Raw genomic sequence first — 23,758 nt, 5'->3', positions numbered from 1 at the left:
CAGGCTTTTCATCATGGCGTCGCCGCCGCGGACGAGGCCGGAACGATCAGTTCTGGCCGCCGCGCTGCGGCCATTGCACCGGCAGCTTCCGGGCGCCCATGCCGGCGGCGCCGGTCGAAGGTCCGCGCGACAGCGACGGCAGCGCCTCCGCGAGCCACATCAGCGGAATGAAGGCGGCGAGGTTGCGCAAGGGCACGAGATATTCATCGAGCGTCAGCTCCGGTTTCAGCACCAGGCTGATGATGGTGAAGGTCCCGAACATCACCGTGATCGGGGATCCGATGCGCTGGATGGCCCAGATCGCGCCGCGCATCAGCGCGACCAGGCCGGCGGCATAGACGAACGCGCCGACGATCCCGAAATCGGTGACGCCGTCGGTCAGGATGGTGTTGGCTTCGTCGATCACCGGCAGTCCGAGCTTGGGATGCACCAGCGTCTCGACCATCTGATAGGCGATGATCTGGTCCTTGTTCGGATCGAGCACCGAGGGGATGCAGAGCCGCAGATAATATTCCAGCGCGTCGCCATGGAGCGGGCCCGAGGTGCTGACCGCCTCGATCAGGTCGGAGAGATAGCCGAGCACGAAGGTGCGTTCGCGCACATTGTCGTAGAACAGCGTGCTGAACCGCTCCTTCAGGCTCGGCGACAGCATGAACTCCAGCCCGAGCCAGAGCTGGTCCGGCAGCGCCGCGGTGTTGCCGAGCTCCCAGGTCGCGAGCCGCAGCGCAAAGAAGTAGGAGCTCGTGACATAGGCGAACACGCCGCCGACCGCGACCGCTGCCGCTTTCTGGCCAAGCGAGAGCCGGCGCAACCCGCCGCCGAGCGCGAACCCGATGGTTGCGACCAGCAGCACCAGCAGGATGGCGCGCCGACCGGTCGGGACCACTGCGAGCGTCACCAGCATGACGACGATCGCATAGAACAGCCGCGACAGCGGCTGCCGGGCGCGCGCGGTGAGAAAGCCGGCCACGCCCGCCAGCGGCGCTTCGATCAGGCTCGCGGCCGCGCCGATGACGGACACGCGGCCGGCCTCGTCGGTCTGGATTCCCATGTAGCCGAGATCGCCGACCAAGTAGCCCAGCACGATCAGTCCGAGGCCGCCACAGGCCAGCAGCAGCGAAAACCGGCTGTCGGTAGTGGTCTCGGCCATCGTCCCGCTGGTGGACGTTTCCCAGCGGCCCACGAGCAGCAGCAGGCCGCAGATCACGTGAACCAGCGCCAGCGCCGAGCAGATCGCTTCGATCGGACGGTCCTTGGTGAGGATCGCGAATTCCTGGGCAGAACCTGCGTTCAGATAGGTCGAGACCGAGCCGCCGTCATAGGCCAGCAGCAGGGCGGTCGCGAGCAGCCATGAGATCCGCATCTGGTCGCGGCCGTCGATGCTGACATAGAGCACGATCAGTCCGATCGCAGCGCCGACGAACGCCGCCGCGGCGAATGTAACCTGGCTGGGCCACAGCAGCAGCGCGAAGCCCAGGAGCAGGATCGCGCCGCCCAGCCGGCCGATCGTTGCGGCCGCCGTCATCGGACCGGCTCCGTCGGCATGGCCGCGGCCATGGTGGTCAGAAACGCGGCATATCTGGCGGCCGCCGCGGCGGATGTGAATTGGCTGGCATGATCGCGCGCAGCCTGCCGCTGCGTCCTCAGCCAGTCCCAATGCGCGGCAATCAGCTGCGCAGCCTGGTCCAATTGCTCCGGATCGATCTTGAGCGCGGCGGGACCGGCGACGCTGCGCATCGGCTCGCGATCCGAGGTCACGACGGGACAGCCGCAGGCCTGCGCCTCGATGATCGGCCAGCCGAAGCCCTCGTCCAGCGACGGAAACAGCAGCGCCTCGGCCTGGCTGTAGAGCGCTTCGATCAATGCGTCGTCCGCCTCGCTGATCACGATCAGCCCCTTTCGCCCTGCGAGCAGCGATTCGGGCAACGCCGGTCCCACCGAGACCATCAGAGCATCGCGCAGGGCGGCGACATCGGTGCGTTGCAGCCGGTCGAACAGCTCCAGGGCGCCGTGCCGGTTCTTGTACCAGAGATTGCTACCGATATGCAGCAGAAACGGCCGGTCGACCGGAATACCGGCGGCCGCGGTCAGCTCGCGCGCGCGGGCCGGCGTCATCGTTCCGAAGCCGATCACGGGATTGAAGATCACGTCTTCAACGCCTTTCACCGGACCGATGAGGCGCAGGAAATCGCTCCGCGTCGCCTCGGACACGAACACCAGGTTCCGGATGTGCCGCAGGCTGAACCGGATCAGGCGCTGCAGCCAGGCATTCGTGCCGGCAAGGGCCTGGCCCGGGACCTCGCCTCCGAGCACCTTGATCGGAATGAGATCGTGGCAGGTCAGGCTGACGCAACGGCCCGGCAAAGCGAACACGTAAGCCGCGTTGGAGTGATCACAGATATGGACCAGGTCGTCGTGTCCGGCGCGCCGCCGCAGCAGCAGCGGGAACAGTACGAACTTGTCGATCAGGCCAAGCCATTTGCGCAGCGCGCGATGGCCCGGGGCCGAACCCGCCAGGCGCGGCTCCGGCGCGATCTGGTCGACCTGCCATCCTTCCGCACGCAACGCGCCGGCGAGCCAGTCCGCATAGCGCAGCATCGAATGCTGCCGGTCGGGCGCGTAGTTGCCGATGAGAAGGATGCGCTTGGGATGAGGCATGCTCGCGGTGGTCTGCGCCCGGAATGAATCTCGGCTTTCTAGCCGAAAACAGCGCCGCCGAGGGAATATGCGGCGGTGCGCTCCACGCAAGCGGCGATTAAGGTAAAAGGGCGCGCAAGCGCGACTGCCGCGTGGTTATTGGCTAGAAGCGTGCGGTGCAGCCGACCTTTCTCGTGACGATCGACATGAACCTCATCTCCCAGGCGCAGCGCGGTCCCCGGGCCGGCTGTCTTCCGTGTCGGCCGTCATGGCAGGGCTAGCGCGCCGGCTGGCCATCGGCCTGGTCGGGCAGGGGGTCTGGCGCCTGGCCATGGCGCTCAATCCGATCCTGCTGGTGCCGGTCCAGATCTCGCACTGGGGCGTCGACCTGTTCGGCCAATGGGTCACGCTGGTCGCGCTCACATCCTATCTGGCCTATGTCAATCTGGGCCTGGTCGCCACGGCCACCAATGACCTCATCATGGCGGTGGCCGCCGGCGATCGCGACCGGGCGCGCCGCAGTTTCCAGATGTCCTGCAATCTGGCGCTGATCGCCTTGCCCCTGATTCTGGTCGTCGTGATGATCGCGCTCGCCGCGCTGCCGCTGTCGCGCTGGTTCCATCTCGACGGCATCGGTGCCGGGGCGGTGGTGGTGGTGTTTGCCTGTGCCGCCGCCCAGCTCTGCTTCGAGACGCTGCGCGGCCTGATGGCTGCGGTGCTCTATGCCAATGGCAAGTACGGTGCGGCCTACAACATCGCCACCGCGATCAAGCTGACCGAGCTCGCCGCCGCGATCATCGCGATTGCAGGATTCGGCGCGCAGCCCGTGCACGTCGCCGGCCTGACCGCGACGACGGCGCTGATCGATCTCGCCGTCGTCATCGTCGTTGCGCGCCGGCTGGCGCCGTGGGCCCGCGTGGATCTGCGCATCTTCGACATCGGCTGGCTGCGCGAGCAGCTCCAGCCCGCCCTCGGCTTCAGCGGCTACAATTTCGCGACCCAGGGCGTGATGATCCAGGGACCGCGGCTCGTGCTCGGCGCGCTGCTGGGCGGCCCGGCCGTTGCCGTGTACGCCGTGTACGCCACGGCGATGCGCCTGGTCGACCAGCTGTTCCTGACCGTGATGGCGCCCGCCGGCGTCGAGATCAGCCACGCCGCCGGCCGCAAGGACAGCGCGCAGCTCGTGCGTCTCATTGCCTTCGTCGCTCAGCTGTCGCTGCTGGCATTCGCCGCGGTGTCGCTGGCCCTGATGATCCTCGGTCCCCTGATCTTCGACGGATGGACCCGGCACCAGATCGCGTTTCATCATGAGCTGATGATTCTCTATCTCCTGATGTCCGGCGCCGGGCTGCCCGGGCGGATCGCGGCGCAGGCGCTGATCAGCGTCAACGCGATGCGCAAGGTTGCGATCATCACCCTGGCGACGGCCGCGGCCTCGATCGCGCTCGGCGCCGCGCTCGTGCCTGTGGCGGGCCTGCCGGGCGTGCTGATCGGCGGGATCATCGGGGAGGCCGCGATCTCCCTCCTGCTATGGCGCGCGCTGCAGGGCTGGTTGGCCTTGCCGTTTCGCGACATCATGAGCGAGATGACTGACCTCGCGGGGTCCTTCACCAGGCTGCGCCGACAGGCCGCGACCGTGCTCGGACGGCGGTGACGCGTGATGTCCGGACCTTCCTTGCTCTATGTCGGCGACAACGGCGCGGGGACCACCTCACGTGATCGCGCCGATGCGCTGGAGCAGATCGGAGCGCGGGTGACGCGGCTGCCGCCGCCTGCGCTGTCCGGCCTCGCTGCCCGCATCGACTGGCACCTGCGTGCGCGGCTGCAGGTCGGGCCGGTGATCGCGCGGGTCAACGCCGATCTGATGCAAGCGGCGGCCGAGCGCGCCCATGACGTGCTGTGGATCGACAAGGGCTGGATGGTTCGCCCCGCGACGCTGCGGGCGATCCGCGACCGCGTCGGCGCAATCGTCCTGTTCAACAACGACAATCCCTGGGGCGAGCACGAGCGCGGCCTGTGGCGCCTGCATCTCGGCCTGGTGCCCCTGGTCGACGAGGTGATGACGCCGAAATACAGCGTGGTGCGCAACTACGAGCGGGCTGGCGCGCGCCGGGTCTCGGTGGTGGATTTCGGTTTTGCGCCGGCGCGCCATTTCGCGCCCGGGCAGCCGGTCGCGATCCAGCACGACATCAGCTTCATCGGCACCGCGCTGAAGGACGGCGGCGGCATTCGCCCGCACCGCACCGAACTGATGCTCGGCCTGGCGAAGCGCATGCCGGGACGAGTGAGCCTGTTCGGCCACGGCTGGTCACGGGCCATCCGCGGCCATGAGCCGCTGTTCCGCACGGTCGCGGACGGCGCCTGGGATGACGCCTATCGCCAGACCATCTGTGCCTCCCGCATCAGCGTCTCCTTCATCACCAAGGACAATTGGGAGGAGCTGTCGCACCGGGCGTTCGAGATCACGGCCTGCGGCGGCCTGCTGCTGGCCGAGCGGGCCTCGCGCCTCGAGCAGAGCTTTCGCGACGAGCAGGAGGCGGTGTTCTTCACTGATATTGACGACCTCGCGGCCAAGGCTCGGCAACTGCTCGCGGATGAGCCCCGGCGGGCGCGGATCGCGCGCGCGGGCTGGCTGCGCGCGCAATCGTCGGGCTACGACAATGCCTCGCGGCTTGCCGAGGCGATCGGCCGAAGCCCCGTGCTGCGGACGCTGTTTCCGGAACTGAATGCCGCGGCCGGCCGGCCCGCAAAGGTCGAAGGATGACGCCGATGGACTCGACCGCTCCACGCCGACCCGACCAGGACCCCAATCAGTTCATGTATCAGCGCTACGTGTCGTCGGGCGGCTTCGGCCCCGCGCCGGCGTCGCAGGAGGACATGGCTCCGCGCATGCCGGTGATGCGCGATCTCGTCCGACGGTTCTTTCCCGCCGACCGCGACGCCGAGATCCTCGATCTCGGTTGCGGCAACGGCGTCCTGCTGCTGGCCGCGCAACGCGAGGGCTACCGCCGCCTCCAGGGCGTCGACGGCTCCGCCGAACAGGTCGCGATCGCGCAGCGGCTCGGCATCTCCGGCGTGCGGCAGGGCGACCTGTTCGAGGCGCTGGCGCGAACCGCCGACGGCAGTCTCGACGCGCTCGTGACCTATGACGTCATCGAGCACCTCACCAAGCAGGACCTGCTGCGCCTGGCGCAGGAGACGCTGCGGGTGCTCAAGCCGGGCGGCCGCTGGATCATTCATGCGCCGAATGCCGAATCGCCGTTCTTCGGCCGCATCCGCTACGGTGATTTCACCCACGAGCTGGCCTTCACCCGGCAGTCGCTCGGGGCCCTGCTGCGCGCGGCGGGCTTCGCCGATGTCGTCTGCGCCGAGGACGCGCCGATCCCGCATGGCCTCAAGAGCATGATCCGGCTCGCGCTCTGGAAGCTCGTTCGGTCGGTGCTGCGCTTCGTCATCGCGGTGGAAACCGGCGACATGACGAACGGCATCTACAGCCAGAACCTGATCGCCATGGCGACCAAATCTTCGAGCAATCAAGTCGTCGAGCGTCAGTAGCTCTGGCGGTAGTTGTTGACCGACAGCAGCATGATCACCGTGAGCAGGATGATCTTCAGGTCGAACAGAAACGACCAGTGGTCGATGTAGAACAGATCGTAGTCGATCCGCTTCTGCATCTTCTCCAGCGTATCGGTCTCGCCGCGCAGCAGGTTGACTTGCGCCCAGCCGGTGATGCCCGGCTTCATGTTGTGCCGGCGCGACAGCGGCGGAATGCGTTCCTCGAACATGCGGTTGTGCGCGAGCGCATGCGGGCGCGGCCCCACGATCGACATCTCGCCGCGCAGCACATTGATCAGTTGCGGCAGCTCGTCGATGCTGCTCCGCCTGAGCCAGCCGCCTAGCCAGGTGATCCTGGGATCGTCGCGGGTGGCCTGGCGGAAATCCTCCACCGGGCTGACGCGCATCGTCCGGAACTTCAGGACGGTGATGGCCTGGTTGTTGAATCCGTGGCGCACCTGGCGGAACAGCACGGGGCCGCGATCGCCCGCCTTGATCAGCGCGGCCACAGCCAGCATCAGCGGCGACAGGGCGATCAGCAGGACCGCCGACACGATGACGTCGAAGCCGCGCTTGAGCGCCTCGTCGACGGCCGAGAGCGGGCGCCCCTGGACCTGGACCGCGGCGACGTCGCCGAATTCCACGACCTCCGAGGCTGACAGGAGTCCGTCGAGCCCGGGAACCATGACGTGGACGGCCACCGGCAACTGCGACAGATGGTCGATGATCGTCGGCATGCGGCTCATCTCATCCGCGCTCGGGAGCACGAAGATGTCGTCCGCGCCGGCGGTCCGGCAGGCGTCGATCAGCGCGCGCACGCCATCGGGCCGTTCGAGCTGGTCGAGGGTGAATTGAGCCACCGTGATCACCCCGTTGTCGCGCAGCCGTTGCGACAGACCGCGGGATTGCCGGAGGTCACCGACGATGAAGGCGCGGCGGAGCGAGAGTTCGCCGCGCTCCAGCGCCCGCTGCTGCCGCGATATCAGCACGCCGCGCAGCGACAGGGTCGCCAGGCAGACCGTGATGAACTGGACGACGAACGCGCCGCGCGAATACTCGTCGGAAATCTTGAGCAGGAACATGCCCGAGACCAGGAACGCGAACGCGATGCTGGTGGCGCGGATCGCGTTCCAGAGCAGCCGCCGGTGGCGGAAATTCTGCAGATGCGTGAAGTCGCGCAGGCCGAGAGCCGCGCCGCAATACAGCGCCGCCAGCAGCACGGCCGCGCTCGTATATTCGGCCGCGATCGGCAGCTCGGGCACGACCAGGCGGTGATAGAACAGGCTGGTCAGATAGGCGGTGGTGGAGACGGTGCCGAATTCGAGCGCGATGAACTTGCCCGCCGACGTGGCGCTGCGCGACAGCTTGCCGCCGCCGGGCGAGCCGGCCGGCTGCCCGCCGGCGCTAAGCCGCGGGATGGGTCGCGCTGTTCTATCGGACGTCGATTCCAGCGTTTCGACCCGGGCATGTCCTCGGGAATGCAGCATGCCGCTCGGTCCCGCCATTAACATATGATCGCGTCGATTAACATTCGTCATATTAACGGGTTGTTGACCATAGACAACCCGAACAACGGTACATCTCGAACAAATTCGCGCGTAAGAGCGTGGCTGTGCTGGCGCAAAGAGGCGGTCCCGATGAGTCCCATGCTGCGAATTCTGCTGTCCGGTGCCGTCATTGCCGCACTGTCCAGCCCCACCGCGGCGTGGCAGCCCGCCTCCGCACAGACCTCCGCCGGCGCGCCCGGCAGCGGCTTCAGCGGCCGTCCCCAGGTCGGCGGCACCTATCAGACGCGGATTGCCCCCGAGATCGCCGTGACCGGAACCGGCACGGAGACACAGCGCCACAAGGATTTTTCCGGAAAGCCCTGTCTGTCGGTCAGCGGCTTTGCCCGCGCCTTCGTCACCAATGCCAAGCTGTTCGATCACGTCGTGAACGCGGAGAACGGCTGTCCCAAGGCGATCAAGATCCAGGTCTGCTATCTGCAGGGCAGCGGCTGCGTGTCGCTGGACGTCCCCGGCTACGGCCGCAAGGAAGCGGTGCTCGGCACCATGCCCTCGCAGAAGGATTTCCGTTTCCAGTTCGTGGAGAAATTCTGATTCGCGGGCGTCATTTGCGCCGCGGAAGGGCCTTTTCGACCGCATCGGTGAGCGTGCGGATATCGGCGTCGGCGGCCTGGCCGGGGGCATAGCTGGCGACCGACTGACCCACGGAAAAGGCGCGCACGAACGCCGAGCGGCTGGCCACCGACGGAGCCAGCGGCTCCTTGAACTGTCGCAATTCCTCGACCAATTGCCGGCCCTCGAGGGTGCGGCGATCGATTCGATTCGGCACCAGCAGGACCTTCACCGGCTTGGAGCGCCGCCGGCGCACGGCATTGATGATGGTCATCGTGTGGGCGGTGGCCTCGATGTCGAGGCCCGAGGCGGTGCAGGGCACGAGAATCAGATCGGCCAGGGCGATCGTCGCGCCCATCTCGCGCTCGGTCGGCGCCGTGTCCAGCACCAGGAGATTGGCTTTGATCTGCCGGATCTCGCGGGCCCAGGCCGCGACCGGCATTTCATCGAGGCCCATCTCGTAGACCGGCATCTCCAGATTGCCGAGTTCGGCCCAATGGCAGGCCGAGCGCTGCGGGTCGACATCCACCAGCGCCACGTCGTGCCCACGCCGTCCGAGCTCCGCGGCGACGCAGATTGCCATGGTGGTCTTGCCGACCCCGCCCTTACGCTGGGCCACAGTGATTATCGTTGCCATCGGTCTCAAGATTACACGTTATCAGATATGTTCGATCAGTCCCGTGAAGTTGGTTGCAAGTACATTGCATTGCAGCAACTGAAGAAGTGTCCAGCTATACATGCGGCAACATTGCGCCGCCCTAAGTATTAACGCCGATAACTTGGGAACCCGCTCTGAATTCGCTGGGTGACTGCGGAGTCTCTCGGCGAATTCGGAAGGCGTGGGAACATCAGTACTGCGTTTCGTAGGTGGATGGGTGAAGATCGACTTAACCGGAGTATGACGTTCTTCACGAATTTCGCGGTTTTAGTTGCCGTTTCATGAATTATCTCGCTTGACTCCTCTGTTTGCTCGTTTAACGTTCACTTAACAAAACACGTCGGATCGCGCCAATTTATTGGGCGTGCTCCAGGGGCTGCTGATTTCGATGCGAATTCGTCTGTTGGATCTGCGCGACCGTTTTGGCGTGCGTTCGAGCTTTTGTGTGGATTTTAACCTTGGGGTCCTGGCATGACCGTTTCCTATTTGACGAAGACGGAGCTGAACTCCGACCTCACGGCGTCCGGGCATTTCGATCCGACCGTGCAGGCAGCGCTGATTTCGTCGCTCGAATCGAATGGCGTGTACACCTCCGGTGCTGAGGACGGCAAAAAGGCCTGGGTCGAGAGCGGGACGTATTCCGGCGGTACCGTTCCCCCGATCGTTCAGGTCCTCGAGGTGACGAACTCGACGACGGTGCAGACCAGCTCGACGCTGAAGGCGATCATCATGGATGACGCCGGCGGCAACCAGCTCTACGTGACGGACAGCCAGAACGCCGGCAACGGCGTGTTCATCGCGATGGGCAAGGGCAACGACAGCGTCAACCTGTTCGACAGCGGCAACGACACGGTTTACGGCGGCGACGGCGCGGACGTGATCGGCGGCGGCGCCGGCAACAGCTATCTCTATGGCGGCGACGGCAACGACAGCATCTACGGCGGCAGCGGCTCGGACACGCTGGTCGGCGGTGAGGGCAACAACTTCCTTCAGGCCGGCACGGGTGCGCATCAGCTTCTGAAGGTTGAGGGCTCGGGCAACAACGTCCTGCGCGACATCTCGTCCGGGAGCAGCACGCTGACGGCCGGCAGCGGCAACGATACGCTGTGGGGCTATGGCGCCGATACCTTGAACGGCGGCACGGGGCACAGCGAGCTGCATGGCGGCACCAACTCGGTGCTCTTCTCCGGCAGCGGCGTTGGTGGCTGGAACATCCTGGGCTCGGGCAGCACCCATTCGAGCGAAGCCAACGTTCTTCATGCCGGCGCTGGCGCCGACAGTCTGTATGGCGGTGGCGGCAACGACACGCTGTACGGCGGCTCGGGCAACAGCTTCCTGGTGGCGGGCACCGGTTCTCACCAGCTGCTGCAGGCTGGCAGCGGCAACACCTACCTCTACGACTCCGGCTCGAACGGGGCGCCCGGCGACGATACGCTCATCGGCGGTGCCGGCAACGACACGATCATCGGCCAGCAGGGCGACTACTTCAAGGACACCGGCGGCGCAGGTTCGCACAACGACTTCTGGGTCTACGGCGGCACCGGCGCGAATTCGACCCTCGAGGGCGGTGCCGGCAACGACACCTTCCACATCGAGACCAAGATCGGCAACGACACCATCATCGGCGGTGGCGGCACCGATATCGCGGGCTTCAAGGACCGTGCCTTCTCGGACGTGCAGTCGCTCAACTACGACTCCGGCTCGGGCAGCTACAATCTGGTGTTCAACGACGGCCAGCAGATCCATCTCACTGGTGTGTCGGAGCTCTACTTCACCGACCAGGTGGTCAAGCTCAGCTGATGTCTTCCGACATCTTGACGGAGAAACCCCGCCTCGGCGGGGTTTTTCTTTTGCCGGCCGCGCCGGCGACGGATTTACGCTCTTCGGTGATATCCGGGTCGTTAACTGGCCGTGCCTTAACAGACCTGTTAACTTGAGGGTGGCGGCGGTTCCCGTCCGTTGCCGCATCCGTCTCGAAGGGAGTGGGTCAGTCTTTGTCGTCGACGCTCAAGCGCATGCTGAATGCCGGATCTGGGCCGGGGTCGGCTCACCGCATCGCCCGTCTCATCGCCGAGAAGCATTGGGAGGAGGTGCGGCTCGATATCGATCCGGAGGTCAAGCCCGATGTCGTCGGCTCGATCACCGAGCTCGATTCCTCCTTTGCGGCCCAGTCGTTCGACGCGGTGTGGTCGTCGCACGTGCTCGAGCATCTCTATGCGCATGAGGTGTACCCTGCGCTGCGCCAGATTCACCGGGTGCTGCGCGCCGACGGTTTCGCGCTGGTGATGAGTCCCGACATCGAGGCCGTGGCCCAGCACATCATCGATCACGGCATCGCGTCGATTGCCTATAACTCGCCGGCCGGCCCGATTCGTCCGCTCGACATGCTCTACGGGCACACGCGGGCGATCGAAGAGGGACACTATTATATGGCGCATCGCACCGGCTTCACGGCCGAGCGCCTCGGGAACCTGCTGATGTCGGCCGGCTTCCCGACCATCAATGTCCGGCGCGAGAATTTCGAGATCTGCGCGCTCGCCTTCATGCCGGAGGCCGACGTCGCCGATGTCGAGGATTCGCTCGCCCGAGCCGGCTTCGATATGCGGGAAGCCGCCTGAGCCATTCGCCCGCACGCGTGTCGCGCGTTAATCACGTGTCTCGGCCGTGGGTGCGAGAGGGCGTGTGAGCCCCGGACCGGCGTTGGCTTTCTCCGCTGTTATGCGGTATGCTAATGAAATGTTATAGCTCGTTTAGCGCAGCGGAACGTTGTCGCTGCGAACGGCAATTTTCAGGAGCATCTCTGCGATGTCCTCATCCTCCGCGATCGTCCCGCAGCCCGCGCCGCTCTCCTCGAGCTTCGATGCCGCGCAGGACGGCGCCGCGCCGACCGGGCTTGCCGCGCTGGTGATCGTCGCGCGTCAGCACGGCCTGCATCTCACCGTCTCGCAGCTGATCCATGACAACGTGCTGTCCGGCGCCGAGGTCACGACCGCGGAGATCGTGAAATCAGCCAACAATTCCGGCATGACCGCCAAGGTCGTCAAGCTGGACTGGGACGGCCTCAGCCATCTCAAGAAGGCGCTGCCGGCGATCGTGCGCCTGAAGGACGGCAGCAGCATGGTGCTGCTGCGCCTGGAGGGCGACGAGAACAACCCGCGCGTCGTGCTGCGCGACCCCAATGTCGACGACGACACCCTCCTGGTGATCGACCGCCTCCGTCTCGAGGACGTCTGGACCGGCGACGTCGTCCTGGTGAAGCGCGACTACGAGATCTCCGACGAAACCCAGCCCTTCAGCCTCGGCCTGATCACAGCGCTGATCTTCAGGGAGCGGCGGATGGCGCGGGACATCGCTGTATCGGCGATTGTCCTTGGCTTTCTCGGCCTGGCGCCGATCATGTTCTGGCGACTCATGTCGGAAAAGGTGATCTACTATAAGGCATACAATACCTTCACCGTTCTCTGTATCGGAATGGCCGTGGTCATTGCCTTCGAGGCAATCTTTGGTTTCCTCCGCCAATTCCTGGTCCATCAGCTCACGGCCCGGCTCGATGTGAAGTTGTCGACCTATGTCTTCGAGAGGGTGTTGAACCTCCCGATTGACTTTTTCGAGCGGAACCAGGTCGGTATCATCGCGCGAGACATGCGTGAGATCTTCCGCGTCCGAACATTCTTGATGGGTCAGCTGTTCGGAACGATCCTGGATTCGACAACGCTGTTTTTCTTCCTGCCGGTCATGTTCTTTTTCAGCCCGCTGATGACTTTCATCGTGCTGGGCTTCGTCGCGGTGATCGCGGCATGGTTGGTCGCAATGCTGCCGGTGTACCGCAAGCGATCGAATGTTGTTATCGCCGCCGAAGGTCAACTCGGCGCTTTCATGTTCCAGAATCTCGCGGGCATTCGCACGGTGAAGTCTCTGGCTCTCGACGCAAGGCAGAAGCACCTCTGGGATGTTCTCGTCGCGCGGGTCGCAAAGGCGCGCCTGGCCGAGGGAATGGTCGGGACCATGATTCAGGCGGTCGTGCGTCCCCTGGAGCGCTTGGCCGTCAGCGCGCCTTACGCGATCGGTGTCTATCTCGCGCTGGTGTCGGGCGACCCGGTGTTCATCAGCGCACTGTTTGCCTTCCTTTTGCTTTCCCAAAGGGTCGCGGCACCCCTCATGCAGATGGCGCAGCTGGTCAATCAGCTGGATGAAGCGCGGACCGCCGTCAGCATGGTTGGCAATCTTGTCAATCAGGAGCCCGAAGAGGGGCGCTCAGGACATGGCGTGCGAAAGCCGCTTGAAGGACACATCGAGTTCTCGGGTGTCACGTTCAAGTACAAGGGCGCAGTCTCTCCTGCGCTCAATGGCCTGTCATTTGAAGTTCCCCAGGGAACGACTCTGGGCGTGATGGGGAAGAGCGGCTCGGGAAAGACCACCATCACCCGCCTGCTCCAACGGCTTCACTCGGATTATCAGGGTTTGATCAAGATCGATGGCGTCGACGTCCGCGAATACGATGTCGATCACCTTCGTCGCAACATCGGAGTGGTGCTTCAGGAAAACTTCCTGTTCAGCGGCACGATTCGGGAAAACATCGCCGCCGCCAAGCCCGATGCAACGTTCGACGAAATCACGCGTGCGGCGCGCCTCGCTGGAGCAGAGGAATTCATCGACAAGCTCCCGCGCGGCTATGAGACGTATATCTACGAGGGCTCTCCAAATCTGTCTGGCGGGCAGCGTCAGCGTCTGGCCATTGCCCGAGCCTTGATCGTCGATCCGCCCATGCTGATCCTGGACGAGGCGACAAGCGCCCTCGATGCGGAGAGTGAAGCGATCGTCAACGCCAACATCGCCCGTATCGCGCATGGCCGCACGATGATCGTCATTTCTCACCGACTCTCATCGCTGGTGGACTGCGATGCGATCTTGGTTCTGAACCGCGGCGTCATCGACGATCTCGGTCGACATGAAGAGCTTCTGGAGCGCAATGAGATCTATTCGAGCCTTTGGCACCAGCAAAACAGCCATGCCATGGCGGCGCCGCGTCGCGGCCGCCCCGGATACGGAGGGCCGACCCTTGTCAGCTAACACCGCGTCCTTAGCGACCGTTCGTCAGTTCCAATCCGAGACGGCTGCCATTCGCGAGGCGCCCGAGCCGATCGTTGCTCGTGCTACGCTCTATGTCTTGGTCGCGTTCGTTGTGTCGCTGGTCATCGTGATGTGCTTGACCCGGCTCGACCGGGTCATTTCAAGCGTTGGCGGAAAAATCGTTCCGCTCGATTCCGTGAGTGTTCTTCAAGCGCTCGATGCGTCGATCATCAAGAGTATCGACGTGCGGGAGGGAGACCAGGTCGCGACTGGCCAACTGCTGGCCACCCTGGATCCAACGTTCACGCAGGCCGACGTCGCACAGTACAAGTCTCAGGTCGCAAGCCTCACGGCACAGGTGCTGCGCGACAAGGCCGAGCTGAGCAACACGGCTCTGGTCTTTCCCGCAAACATTGACGCCGAATTCGCCAGCTATGCTGCCTTGCAGAAGGCTCTCTACCAGCAGAGGAGGGCGCAGTACGAGGCGCAGATAGCGAGTTTCGATTCCAAAATCAGTCAGACGGCGGCAACGATACAGAAACTGCAGAAAGATGACGAGCGCTACGCGCAGCGTGATGATGTCCTGCAGAAGATCGAATCGATGCGCTCGACCCTGGCTGAGAGTGGTAGCGGATCGAAGCTCAACCTCTACATCTCGCAAGACACCCGATTGGAGTTGTTGCGCCAGATGGATAGCACTCACAATAGTCTGGCCGAAGCCAGGCATCAGTTGGAATCCTTGAAGGCTGACCGGAAGGCCTTCGTGGAGCAATGGAATGCGCAGCTTAGCCAGGATCTGGTGACCACGCAGAATTCCCTCGACGCCGCAAAGGCTGCGTATGAGAAGGCGATCAGGCATCAAGACTTGGTTCGGTTGACTGCGGCGGAGCCGTCCGTTGTGCTCACGATGGCAAAGCTGTCGGTGGGCTCGGTTCTGAAGCCGGGTGATCCATTCATCACTCTCATGCCGATCTCGACGCGTGTCGAGGCCGAGATCAAAATCTCGTCTCGCGACGTCGGGTTCATAAGAGCTGGAGATCCATGCACCCTGAAGGTCGACGCCTTCAATGCGGCCGAGCATGGCACAGCCGAAGGCAAGGTGCGGTGGATTAGCGAAGGTGCGTTTACGGTTGATGAGGACGGCAAGCCTGTCGATGCGTTCTACAAGGCCCGATGCTCAGTCGACGGGACGAAGTTTCACGACGTTCCGGGCAATTTCCGGCTCATCCCGGGTATGACCCTGACTGGCGACGTCAACGTCGGGACCAGATCGGTCGCCATGTATCTGCTTGGAGGCATGATTCATGGTGTTGGTCAGGCCATGCGCGAACCGTAGGTGATCGCGGCATCATGAGCCGGATAAGTCAGGTGCTGTCGGGCATCCTTCCTCAGTTCGGTCCTTCTGGATCTTCCGTGGAAGCGGGAGACGCGCGTCATAGGGCCGGAGCTTACCTGGATGCAGTCCGCATCTGGAAGAGAGCGGCGGATGCGGGCTCCGCCGATGCTGCCTTTCGTGTCGCGCAAGCCTACCGAAATGGCGAGGGAGTCGCGCGTTCCTACCCGGACGCAGCGGTGTGGTATCGTTGCGCAGCGGAACGGGGACATGCCGACGCCAAGTACCAACTCGGACTGTTGCTGCAGGGTGGGGTCGAAGCGCCGCTCGGGTTGAATGCTCCTGAACTCTGGAGACGCGCAGTTTCTGCGCGCGGCGTTGATCGCCAATCTGTCGAAAGCTTGCTGTTTCCCTCAGGCTTGGCAGTCGACAAGAATCCTCAAGAAGCTCTGAAGTGGATATGCGAGGCGGCCGAGTCTGGCCATCTCGAGGCCCAGGCCAGAATGGGAGATATCCTTCGGTTCGGATGGGGAGGAGCCCAGGTCGATCTGGCCGCGGCGCGCGGTTGGTACGCGAAAGCTGCAGCCGGCGGCCTCGCTGCGGGCGCGTTTGGGCTTGGCGACGTGTATTTTCAAGGCCTCGGAGTGGATGCTGATCCAGAGGCGGCCGTCGGCTGGTACCGACAGGCGGCCGATGAAGGCCACGTCCGCGCCAAGGTCGCGCTCGCCTTCAGTTATCTCAAGGGCATCGGCATTCATCAGGATTCTGCCGAGGCTGCTCGATTGTTCGCTGACGCTGCTCGCCATGATGATCCCCTCGCCCTCTACAACATTGGGTTGATGTACCTTTCGGGTGATGGTGTCGAAAAGTCGATCGATCGCGCGGAGACGGCACTGCGGCGAGCGGCACGGAAGGAACATCTTCCTGCTATTCAAAGATTGGCGGAGTTCTACGCCAAGGGCTTGGGCTCGGAGCCAGACATGCGTGAGGCTGCGCGCTGGTACGAGGCCGCGGCGGAACGCGGCGACGTGCAGGCGCAATTCTTCGTTGGCCGCTTCTACGCGTCCGGGACGGGAGTGTCGCCAAGCCAGAGGGAAGCTGCGCGCTGGTTTCTCAAGGCTGCGGAGGGAGGCCACGGAACCGCAGCGTTCAACATCGGCATTTTTTATCTCAACGGCACTGGTGTTCCGCGCGATGTAGCGACTGCGATCCGATGGTTCGAGAAGGCGTCCGAAGGCGGACTGCGCGCGGCAGAGGTGCAACTCGGTCGCATCTATGCCGCCGGTGCCGGCGTGGAGCGTGATCAGGCTCGAGCAGAGCGTTGGCTCGGTAAAGCAGCCGACAGCGGAGATTCCGAAGCAAAGGTTGCCCTGGCGCTGTTCCTGCTACAGTCTGAAAAATCACCCTCGAACGTGGCACGTGCAACGAAACTATTCGAGGATGCAGCCAATGCTGGTCATGCGCCGGCGGCGCTGCAACTCGGATATTTGCGCGAAGGAAAGTTTGGCGGTGTGCCGTGGGTCGCTGATGCGATCGTCTGGTACACGCGTGCCGCGGAGGCTGGACTGGCCGAGGCCATGTTCGTCCTCGCTCGCCTGTACCTCGATTCCAAGATCGCGATCCCAAACCCCTCGATTGGTTTGGCGTGGCTTGAAAAAGCTGCGCGGGCTGGACATCCGGGCGCGCAGTTCGACCTCGCTGTCTTGTTTTGTACGGGTAACGGCGTCGAGCAGAATCTCGAGAAGGGGGTTGGTTGGTATGAGGCGGCCGCTCATGGCGGTCACACCTTGGCGCAGTACAACCTCGCTGTGATGACCTCAAAGGGGCAGGGTTGTGCGCGCGATCCAGTGAAGGCCATCGAGTGGTTCAGAATCGCCGCGGAAAACGGTATGGCGGCCGCGCAGGTTGCGGTTGGTGATGCCCTGGCGACGGGCAACGGGATCCCGAAGGATGCCGCAGCCGCCGAACTCTGGTTCAATCGCGCAGCCGCCCAGGGTCATGAAGGCGCGAAGCAACGATTGGAAGCGGTCCGCGCGACGTCGCCGTCTTCCTCCTGAGCCGCTTCATCAGGTCATTCAAGAATCCAGCCTCCGAGGAGTAGCTTCTATTCGGCACAAATTGATATGACGGGTTAAAGCGCTAGCTGGCCTCGATCTGCGTACCAATTTGCAGCAGACGAGCTCGGAGGAGGTTTGCCACAGCATGCCGTGAGTAGAGCTGACTGATTCGCGCGTTGGCCCTCTCGCTCCGCCCGGAAGCCTGTTCCCAATTGTCGACGACGGAGCGGAAGGCCGAGGCTGCCTGATCCAAATCTGGGTCCGCCCATTCGCCCGCCGCGAATGGATATTGATGGTCAGCGACCGGAATCTTGATCGAGTCGATGGGATAGCCAGTGGTTTCATCGAGATAATCGGCGGGTCCCGACCATCCGGTGCCAATGACGGGAACCCCGAGGCGCATGGCTTCGGCCATCGTTCTGCCGAAACCTTCGGAGCGATGCAGCGAGACGTAGGCGTCTGCGAGCGAGATTAGGCCGTTAAGGTCCGACTGATGCAGGGGGCCGTCGATCAGGATAATCCGCTCATCGGCGCCGATGCTGCTCATGACCTCGGCGAATTGCTCAGGATGCTTTTCCTGATTGAGGGTCTTCAAGACCAATCTGACGGGCTCTGCGCCGTCAGGAAAAGCTGCCTTGAAGGCCCGGATCAATCCCAACGGGTTTTTGCGCTCGATGCGTGAATTGAAGTCGAAGATCGACAGGAAGCTGAAGCCTCCGGAGAACATCGGTGCGAGATCTCCCGGAATCCGACAACTCGGCTCGTCGATATGGGGAGGCATATAGATGACGGGCTTCGTTCCACATTGGGATTCATAGACCCCCTTCAGAAAGTGGCTCATCGCCCAGATCTCATCGACATGGTCGGCCGCCAGCAGCCAGTCACTGCGAAGCGATGTTGTCTCCCAGGCCCAGTACCCGATCCGATATTGGCGGCTCCGCCCGGCCTCGAGCGCCAGGTTGGCGATGGTGCGCATCATTTCAAAGGGCGGCATGCAGAAGATGAGGGCTTCGCCGCTAGGCCTGGACGCCTCGAAAGGTTTGTAAGGCTCGATCTCCTCCGAGCTCTCCAAGGATGGCGGAGAGACATCGATTAGTTCCGCGCTTATGCCCGCACTGATCAGAGCGCGGAACATGCTGCGCGCATCCTCACCGAGCCCGAGAACCGATCGGTGAAACCCGATGATGGAGACCGAAGGGCAATCGGCGCGCATTGGGCCCGACGCTAGTTCACGAATGAAGGTCAGTTCGTCCGGGTCGTTGTTGCGCGAATCCGTGCCGAAGCTTGGCAGGTTGGCGAAATCGCCAGGCCCGAGAAAAGGTGCGAGCCGAAGAGCCGGCACAGCACGGGTGTAGTAAAAGCCGGGAAGCTTGGCCGGTGGCGGTGGATGGCTTTGTGCCCGCGCCACGAAAGACATCAGCGCGTGCGTACCGCTCGTATCCGGAGTCGTCAGAGCAACGATGACCGCGCGGGCGATGACTATGGGATGCGCAATGTCGTGGCGCCCCGATACGATCAGCCAGCAGCAGAACTGGACAAGCGTCTCGGGTGCATCTTCACGCAGTCCGCGCTCGCCTGCATAAAGCAGATACACCGCCCGGACGACGGAATCCTCAAGAACCACGTCGAGCGGGGGTGCCATCGGATACGCCGCCGGTCATCTCGGGCAAAGCCCGCGTTCAGGTCCGATTATAGATATCCTCGATCCGAATGATATCGTCTTCGCCAAGATAGGACCCGGTCTGAACCTCGATCAGTTCGAGGTCGATCTTGCCCGGATTAGTCAGCCGGTGCACGGAACCGAGAGGCAGATAGATCGATTCGTTCTCGTGCACAATCTTGATCTCGTCGTCGCGCGTGACCTCCGCGACGCCCGAGACCACGATCCAGTGCTCCGCGCGATGGAAATGTTTCTGCAGCGACAGCCGCTCGCCGGGCTTCACGACGATGCGCTTCACCTGGTAGCGGCGCCCCTGATCGATCGATTGGTAATAGCCCCAGGGACGGAACGAGCGGCGATGCTCGGACGCCTCCTTGCGCTCGCTCGCCTTCAGCTGCTGCACCAGATCCTTGACCTTGTCGGACTGGTCGCGCCGCAGCACCAGGACGGCATCCTGGGTGGTGACCACGACCACGTCGTCGACGCCGACGACGGCCGTCAGATGCTCGCTCGAGCGAATATGGACGTTGCGCGCATTGAGCACGGCGCCGCGGCCGAGAATGGAGTTGCCGCTTCGGTCCCGCTCCGAGAGTTCCCAGATCGTGCCCCACGAGCCGACATCGGACCAGCCCATGTCCACGGGAACAACCGCGGCTTTCGACGTCCGTTCCATGACCGCAAAGTCGATCGACTTCTTGGTAGCCGTCTCGAAGGCGGCGCGGTCGAGCACGAGGAAGCCGAGATCCCGTTGACCGGCGGTCACGGCGTTGGCGACGGCCTTGGCCATCTCGGGCTCGAACGCAGCGATCTCGTCACGCATGACGTCGGCGCGGAAGACGAAATTGCCGGAGTTCCAGAAATAGCCGTCGGCCACGTATTTGCGCGCGAGATCCGCGTTCGGCTTCTCGACGAACTGCTCGATGCGCATTGCGCCGCCCTGCGCTCCGTCGTGACGCTGAGGACGAATGTAGCCGTAACCGGTGGCAGGTTCGGTCGGGGTGATGCCGAGGGTGACGATCGCGCCCTGGGTCGCTGCTGTGGCAGCCTGCTCACAGGCGCTCAGGAAGGCGGCGGTGTCGCGGATGACGTGATCGGCGGCCAGCATCACGATCACCGTCTCGGGATCGGCCATGGCGGCGATCTCAGCCGCGACCGCGACTGCGGGGCCGGAATCCCGCGCCACCGGCTCCAGGACGATCTGCCCGGTCACGCCGACCGCCTGCATCTGGTCCCGCACGAGAAAGCGGTAGGCCGCATTGGTGATGACGATCGGATTCTGGAACATGTCCGCGCTGACGGTCTGCAGCGCCATCTGGAATGTCGAGCGCTCGCCGAGCAGCGCGATGAACTGCTTGGGATAGGTCTCACGCGATTCCGGCCACATCCGGGTTCCGGAACCGCCGCACATGATCACTGGCAATAGCTTTTTCATTAACATGTCCTCGACCGATCTGATATCGCGATCAAATACGATCGCATTGCCAGATCGTCATGCAAATTCTGTGTCAGCTTGAGAAAGCCTTGATGAACGCGAGCGGAATTGTGTCTATGGGACTTGGCTGCGCCGATCCAGGGCTCGCGAGTGTTAAGTTTAACCCATCGGCCGGCTTGGAATCGATCCGTTTTGTTATAAAATTTGAGCTTGTGAATTCGCGAGGATTTCGATGCTGCGGGGGCACATCGACGGGTTGACGTCGTCGGGTTATGTCGAAGGCTGGGCCTTCGATGATCATCGTCCGCTCAGCGTGCGGGCGGTATCGGTGTTCGACTCCAACGGGACGGAGCATGCCACCGGATTTGCGCACCGTTATCGGCCAGATCTCGTCGCCGGCAAGCTCGGCACCGGCTGGCACGGATTTCGCCTGCGTTTGAAGAGCGCGGCGAATCTGCGCCGTGCGACGCTGGTCCTGGTCGATCGCCAGGCGAAGCGGCAATTGCATGTTGTGGAGAAGCCCAATGTCGTCTCCGACGGCGCGGCGTCGATCAGCTCGGTGGAGGTGCTGCTGAAGACCGATCCGACCATGATCGGCGGCATCGACGAGCTCGCCGGCTGCGAGGGCGTGTTCAATGCCGTGATCGGCAAGCGCGGAGTCGACGGCTTCGTGAAACTCGCTTATGTCTATGTGCTCGGCCGCGCCGCCGATCCGACCGGTATCAGCCTGTATGGCAAGAAGCTCCGGCGCGGCGAGATCTCGCCGTTCGCGCTGCTGAAGATCCTGTCCGACAGCGACGAATTCCGCTCGCGGCCGCGGCTGCTGACCTCGCCGGTCGCGCCCGGCTTCCCCTTCGCCTGAGGCATCGCCGTGTTCCAGGACAAAGGCGCGCTGATCTCGCTTCCCGCCGCGGACATCGCCAAGGTCCGCGTCCCCGGCTCGATCTTCCCGGCGCAGGAGCTGCTTGCGCTCGAGCTGCGCGAGGACCTCAAGGCCGCCGTCCGGCTGATCAAGGACATCTGCGAGGACCACGGCGTCGACAGCCTCGTGGTGGCGCGGCCCGAGATGTTCACCAACGGACCGACCACCGCCTGGCTGCACAACCGCATCGGCGGCATCGAGGACCACATCTGCATCAGCGACGGCCGCACCGTGCGCGTCGTGCCGGGCATGACCAACCACGCCTTCTTCATGCGGCTCGGCGTCGAGAAGAATTTCGAGCGCTTCGTCAAATTGCAGAAGCGCTGCCCCGAGCTGATCCGCGGCCTTGCCTCGCAGATCAACTCCGCCTTCACCTTCCCCGCGGACGCCAGCATCCCGACCGTGATCCTGCAGCCCGCCGAGGGGCTGATGAACCTCGATCCGGCGTTCCTGCCGTTCTGCCTGGTGCGGCATTCGGTGCAGGCGACGTTCGACCAGATCGCGCTGTCCGGCAAGATCGACCTCACGGAGAATTTCAGCCGCTGCAGCCGCCTGATCTACGTGCCGCTCAGCGAGATCGCGCTGCAGAGCGAGGGCTTCTGCCGCTATATCGCGCGCGAGATCGCCGCCGCCTTCTTCGATCCCACCGTCGGCGTGATCCTGGCGCTGCCGACGGCGGAGACCGCCGAATCCGACATGAAGGCGGGCATCGAGACCCTGGTCGAGGCCCTGCGCGGCATTCCCGGCGGCATCCCCTCGGTGGCCAGCCACCGCATCGTGCTGGCGAGCCAGGAATGCCCGGAGAGCTTCCTGTTTCAGGGCAGCCGCCGCGTCGAGCTGGTGCTGCACAACAGCCTCGATGCCTGGCTGCATCCGCCGGAATATTACGGCCGCTTCGACCACATCGTGGTCGCCGCCTCGCGCGCGACCGACACCCGCGAGCTCTATGTCGAATATATCGATCATCTGCTCGGCCGCCGGCCCGAATTCTACTGGCTCGAGCACCTCGCGCTGCATCCCAACGACACCGGGTTGATCGCCGCATGGTAAAGCCAGCCGCTCGCCCCAAGGTGACGATCGACGTCGCGCCGCTGCTGGAAGACCAGTGGACCGGCATCCCCGTGTTCACCCGCCGCCTGATCCAGGCGCTGCAGCAGGACGGCCGCGTCGAGCTCGAATTCTGCTGCAACTACTCGCTGATCCCTTCCGAGCACGTCAACGCCGCGATCAAGATCGGCACCGGCGCCTTCCTCAAGGACAGCCTCGCCAACGCCGCGCGCGCGCCGAAACTGGTCGATCCCGGCAGCCATCTGTTCTTTCCCTCGGTCAAGCCCGCCTGGGACGTCTCCCGCCACGAGGCCTCGACGGTTCACGACATGAGCACGCTGTTCATGCCGGAGAACCACGAGGAGGCGAACATCGCCTATCACCTCGACCATCTGAAGAACGAGCTTGCCAGCGACGAGGTCGTATTCTGCGTCTCCGAGGCGACGCGCGAGGCGCTGCTGTCGGCGTTCCCCTCGGTCGGCAACAAGGCGCGCGTGCTCTATCAATATGTCGACTGGCCGGAGGAATTCGCGCTGCTCGACGAGAACATGCCGCCGCTCAATCTCGGCCGCTACGCCGCCGTCATCGGCACCATCGAGCCGCGCAAGAACCTGACGCTTCTCATCAACGCCATGCCGCTGCCGGAGATCGCGGACTCCGGGCTGAAATTCATCGTCATCGGCAAGAAGGGCTGGCTGGTCGACAAGTTCCTCGCCGACCTCACGCCGGAGCAGCGCGAGAAGCTGGTGTTCTCCGGCTTCGTCTCCGAGTTCATCAAGTATCGCCTGCTGAAGAACGCCGAATTCCTGGTGTTCCCCTCGCTCTACGAGGGCTTTGGCATTCCAGCCCTCGAAGCGCTCAGCCTCGGCAAGCCGGTGCTGGCCTCGCGCACCTCGAGCTTTCCCGAGGTGATCGGCGACGCCGGCCTGTATTTCGATCCGCTCTCGACCACCGACTTCGCCGCCTGCCTCGCCGAGTTCACGAAGCCCAAGCTCCAGGCCGAGCTCGCCTCCCGCGCGCTGGCGCAGAGCCGCCTGTTCGGCCCGGCCCGCATGGCCGAGCCGATCATCGAATGGGTGTCGGCGTGACCGCGCGTTGAACGTTCATGAAGCTGGTATGACGAATGTGTATTGATTGATGTGGTGATGGGTTTGATGACTGTTTGTTGCTGCTCGTTTTGATGTTGCTCGATCTGATGTTGTTTGATTTTGAAATTGCCATTTCATGTTGATGAACGGAAGATTTCACTCCGATGACGGGTGAGGGGTCT

The 23,758-nt window shown here is 63.7% G+C and carries 18 protein-coding genes; 12 read left to right on the top strand and 6 right to left on the bottom strand.

Annotated elements, in window-relative coordinates; genetic code table 11:
* Positions 1-46: 46 nt before the first annotated feature.
* Positions 47-1,525 carry a hypothetical protein gene (locus ACQR1L_RS23495; protein ID WP_434860299.1) on the bottom strand — a complete coding sequence of 493 codons (1,479 nt, stop codon included), beginning with the start codon at positions 1,523-1,525 and terminating at the stop codon, positions 47-49.
* Positions 1,522-2,658: a glycosyltransferase gene (locus tag ACQR1L_RS23490; RefSeq protein ID WP_434860298.1), complete on the bottom strand. Its 1,137-nt coding sequence runs from the start codon at positions 2,656-2,658 to the stop codon at positions 1,522-1,524. Before ACQR1L_RS23490 ends, ACQR1L_RS23495 begins: the two co-directional genes overlap by 4 nt.
* Before the next feature lie 247 nt (positions 2,659-2,905).
* Here ACQR1L_RS23490 and ACQR1L_RS23485 point away from each other — a divergent pair, with 247 nt between their 5' ends.
* The 3 genes from ACQR1L_RS23485 to ACQR1L_RS23475 are packed head-to-tail and all read left to right on the top strand — an operon-like array spanning position 2,906 to position 6,192.
* On the top strand, positions 2,906-4,291 hold the full coding sequence (locus tag ACQR1L_RS23485; protein WP_434860297.1) for a lipopolysaccharide biosynthesis protein: 1,386 nt from the start codon (positions 2,906-2,908) through the stop codon (positions 4,289-4,291).
* Between the two features lie 6 nt (positions 4,292-4,297).
* Positions 4,298-5,401: a glycosyltransferase family protein gene (locus ACQR1L_RS23480; protein ID WP_434860296.1), complete on the top strand. Its 1,104-nt coding sequence runs from the start codon at positions 4,298-4,300 to the stop codon at positions 5,399-5,401.
* Between the two features lie 5 nt (positions 5,402-5,406).
* On the top strand, positions 5,407-6,192 hold the full coding sequence (locus ACQR1L_RS23475) for a class I SAM-dependent methyltransferase (protein WP_434860295.1): 786 nt from the start codon (positions 5,407-5,409) through the stop codon (positions 6,190-6,192).
* Here the strand turns inward: ACQR1L_RS23475 and ACQR1L_RS23470 are convergent.
* Positions 6,186-7,679, bottom strand: a complete 1,494-nt coding sequence (locus ACQR1L_RS23470) for an exopolysaccharide biosynthesis polyprenyl glycosylphosphotransferase (protein WP_434860294.1) — start codon at positions 7,677-7,679, stop codon at positions 6,186-6,188. The genes ACQR1L_RS23475 and ACQR1L_RS23470 overlap by 7 nt on opposite strands.
* A gap of 159 nt (positions 7,680-7,838) precedes the next feature.
* On the opposite strand from ACQR1L_RS23470, the gene ACQR1L_RS23465 reads away from it, so the two are divergent.
* A complete protein-coding gene (locus ACQR1L_RS23465) occupies positions 7,839-8,291 on the top strand; it encodes a hypothetical protein (protein WP_434860293.1) in 453 nt (150 codons plus the stop codon).
* Between the two features lie 10 nt (positions 8,292-8,301).
* On the opposite strand, the gene ACQR1L_RS23460 is transcribed toward ACQR1L_RS23465, so the two are convergent.
* Positions 8,302-8,946, bottom strand: coding sequence for an AAA family ATPase (locus tag ACQR1L_RS23460; RefSeq protein WP_434860292.1), 645 nt, complete (start codon positions 8,944-8,946; stop codon positions 8,302-8,304).
* 492 nt (positions 8,947-9,438) lie between these two features.
* On the opposite strand from ACQR1L_RS23460, the gene ACQR1L_RS23455 reads away from it, so the two are divergent.
* The 5 genes from ACQR1L_RS23455 (at position 9,439) to ACQR1L_RS23435 (ending at position 17,427) form a co-directional block, all read left to right on the top strand.
* Positions 9,439-10,767, top strand: coding sequence for a calcium-binding protein (locus ACQR1L_RS23455; protein WP_434860291.1), 1,329 nt, complete (start codon positions 9,439-9,441; stop codon positions 10,765-10,767).
* Positions 10,768-10,982: 215 nt separating this feature from the next.
* A complete protein-coding gene (locus tag ACQR1L_RS23450) occupies positions 10,983-11,585 on the top strand; it encodes a class I SAM-dependent methyltransferase (protein WP_434860415.1) in 603 nt (200 codons plus the stop codon).
* A gap of 187 nt (positions 11,586-11,772) precedes the next feature.
* Positions 11,773-14,037: a peptidase domain-containing ABC transporter gene (locus ACQR1L_RS23445; protein ID WP_434860290.1), complete on the top strand. Its 2,265-nt coding sequence runs from the start codon at positions 11,773-11,775 to the stop codon at positions 14,035-14,037.
* A complete protein-coding gene (locus ACQR1L_RS23440) occupies positions 14,027-15,373 on the top strand; it encodes an HlyD family type I secretion periplasmic adaptor subunit (RefSeq protein ID WP_434860289.1) in 1,347 nt (448 codons plus the stop codon). The genes ACQR1L_RS23445 and ACQR1L_RS23440 overlap by 11 nt, the downstream gene beginning before the upstream one ends.
* A 32-nt stretch (positions 15,374-15,405) precedes the next feature.
* On the top strand, positions 15,406-17,427 hold the full coding sequence (locus tag ACQR1L_RS23435; protein WP_434860288.1) for a tetratricopeptide repeat protein: 2,022 nt from the start codon (positions 15,406-15,408) through the stop codon (positions 17,425-17,427).
* Between the two features lie 82 nt (positions 17,428-17,509).
* Here the strand turns inward: ACQR1L_RS23435 and ACQR1L_RS23430 are convergent, their stop codons facing one another.
* On the bottom strand, positions 17,510-19,069 hold the full coding sequence (locus ACQR1L_RS23430; RefSeq protein ID WP_434860287.1) for a glycosyltransferase: 1,560 nt from the start codon (positions 19,067-19,069) through the stop codon (positions 17,510-17,512).
* Between the two features lie 37 nt (positions 19,070-19,106).
* A complete protein-coding gene (locus ACQR1L_RS23425; protein ID WP_434860286.1) occupies positions 19,107-20,519 on the bottom strand; it encodes a mannose-1-phosphate guanylyltransferase/mannose-6-phosphate isomerase in 1,413 nt (470 codons plus the stop codon).
* A 232-nt stretch (positions 20,520-20,751) separates the two neighbouring features.
* Here ACQR1L_RS23425 and ACQR1L_RS23420 point away from each other — a divergent pair, with 232 nt between their 5' ends.
* The 3 genes from ACQR1L_RS23420 to ACQR1L_RS23410 are packed head-to-tail and all read left to right on the top strand — an operon-like array spanning position 20,752 to position 23,576.
* Positions 20,752-21,381 (top strand): DUF4214 domain-containing protein, encoded by a 630-nt coding sequence (locus ACQR1L_RS23420; RefSeq protein WP_434860285.1) that lies wholly within the window; start codon positions 20,752-20,754, stop codon positions 21,379-21,381.
* A 9-nt stretch (positions 21,382-21,390) separates the two neighbouring features.
* Positions 21,391-22,491: a hypothetical protein gene (locus ACQR1L_RS23415; RefSeq protein WP_434860284.1), complete on the top strand. Its 1,101-nt coding sequence runs from the start codon at positions 21,391-21,393 to the stop codon at positions 22,489-22,491.
* Entirely contained in the window at positions 22,485-23,576 is a 1,092-nt protein-coding gene (locus tag ACQR1L_RS23410; protein WP_434860283.1) for a glycosyltransferase family 4 protein, read from the top strand. Before ACQR1L_RS23415 ends, ACQR1L_RS23410 begins: the two co-directional genes overlap by 7 nt.
* Positions 23,577-23,758: the final 182 nt, after the last annotated feature.

It is taken from the genome of Bradyrhizobium sp. HKCCYLR20261 (assembly GCF_051168435.1).
Classification (GTDB): domain Bacteria; phylum Pseudomonadota; class Alphaproteobacteria; order Rhizobiales; family Xanthobacteraceae; genus Bradyrhizobium.
This window is presented reverse-complemented; position numbering and strand designations above follow the sequence as displayed.

Bases quoted from the DNA above. Each gene is read 5' to 3' on its own strand.
- ACQR1L_RS23495 (WP_434860299.1), bottom strand. From the start codon at position 1,525: ATGACGGCGGCCGCAACGATCGGCCGGCTGGGCGGCGCGATCCTGCTC.
- ACQR1L_RS23490 (WP_434860298.1), bottom strand. From the start codon at position 2,658: ATGCCTCATCCCAAGCGCATCCTTCTCATCGGCAACTACGCGCCCGAC.
- ACQR1L_RS23485 (WP_434860297.1), top strand. From the start codon at position 2,906: ATGGCAGGGCTAGCGCGCCGGCTGGCCATCGGCCTGGTCGGGCAGGGG.
- ACQR1L_RS23480 (WP_434860296.1), top strand. From the start codon at position 4,298: ATGTCCGGACCTTCCTTGCTCTATGTCGGCGACAACGGCGCGGGGACC.
- ACQR1L_RS23475 (WP_434860295.1), top strand. From the start codon at position 5,407: ATGGACTCGACCGCTCCACGCCGACCCGACCAGGACCCCAATCAGTTC.
- ACQR1L_RS23470 (WP_434860294.1), bottom strand. From the start codon at position 7,679: ATGCTGCATTCCCGAGGACATGCCCGGGTCGAAACGCTGGAATCGACG.
- ACQR1L_RS23465 (WP_434860293.1), top strand. From the start codon at position 7,839: ATGCTGCGAATTCTGCTGTCCGGTGCCGTCATTGCCGCACTGTCCAGC.
- ACQR1L_RS23460 (WP_434860292.1), bottom strand. From the start codon at position 8,946: ATGGCAACGATAATCACTGTGGCCCAGCGTAAGGGCGGGGTCGGCAAG.
- ACQR1L_RS23455 (WP_434860291.1), top strand. From the start codon at position 9,439: ATGACCGTTTCCTATTTGACGAAGACGGAGCTGAACTCCGACCTCACG.
- ACQR1L_RS23450 (WP_434860415.1), top strand. From the start codon at position 10,983: ATGCTGAATGCCGGATCTGGGCCGGGGTCGGCTCACCGCATCGCCCGT.
- ACQR1L_RS23445 (WP_434860290.1), top strand. From the start codon at position 11,773: ATGTCCTCATCCTCCGCGATCGTCCCGCAGCCCGCGCCGCTCTCCTCG.
- ACQR1L_RS23430 (WP_434860287.1), bottom strand. From the start codon at position 19,069: ATGGCACCCCCGCTCGACGTGGTTCTTGAGGATTCCGTCGTCCGGGCG.
- ACQR1L_RS23425 (WP_434860286.1), bottom strand. From the start codon at position 20,519: ATGAAAAAGCTATTGCCAGTGATCATGTGCGGCGGTTCCGGAACCCGG.
- ACQR1L_RS23420 (WP_434860285.1), top strand. From the start codon at position 20,752: ATGCTGCGGGGGCACATCGACGGGTTGACGTCGTCGGGTTATGTCGAA.
- ACQR1L_RS23410 (WP_434860283.1), top strand. From the start codon at position 22,485: ATGGTAAAGCCAGCCGCTCGCCCCAAGGTGACGATCGACGTCGCGCCG.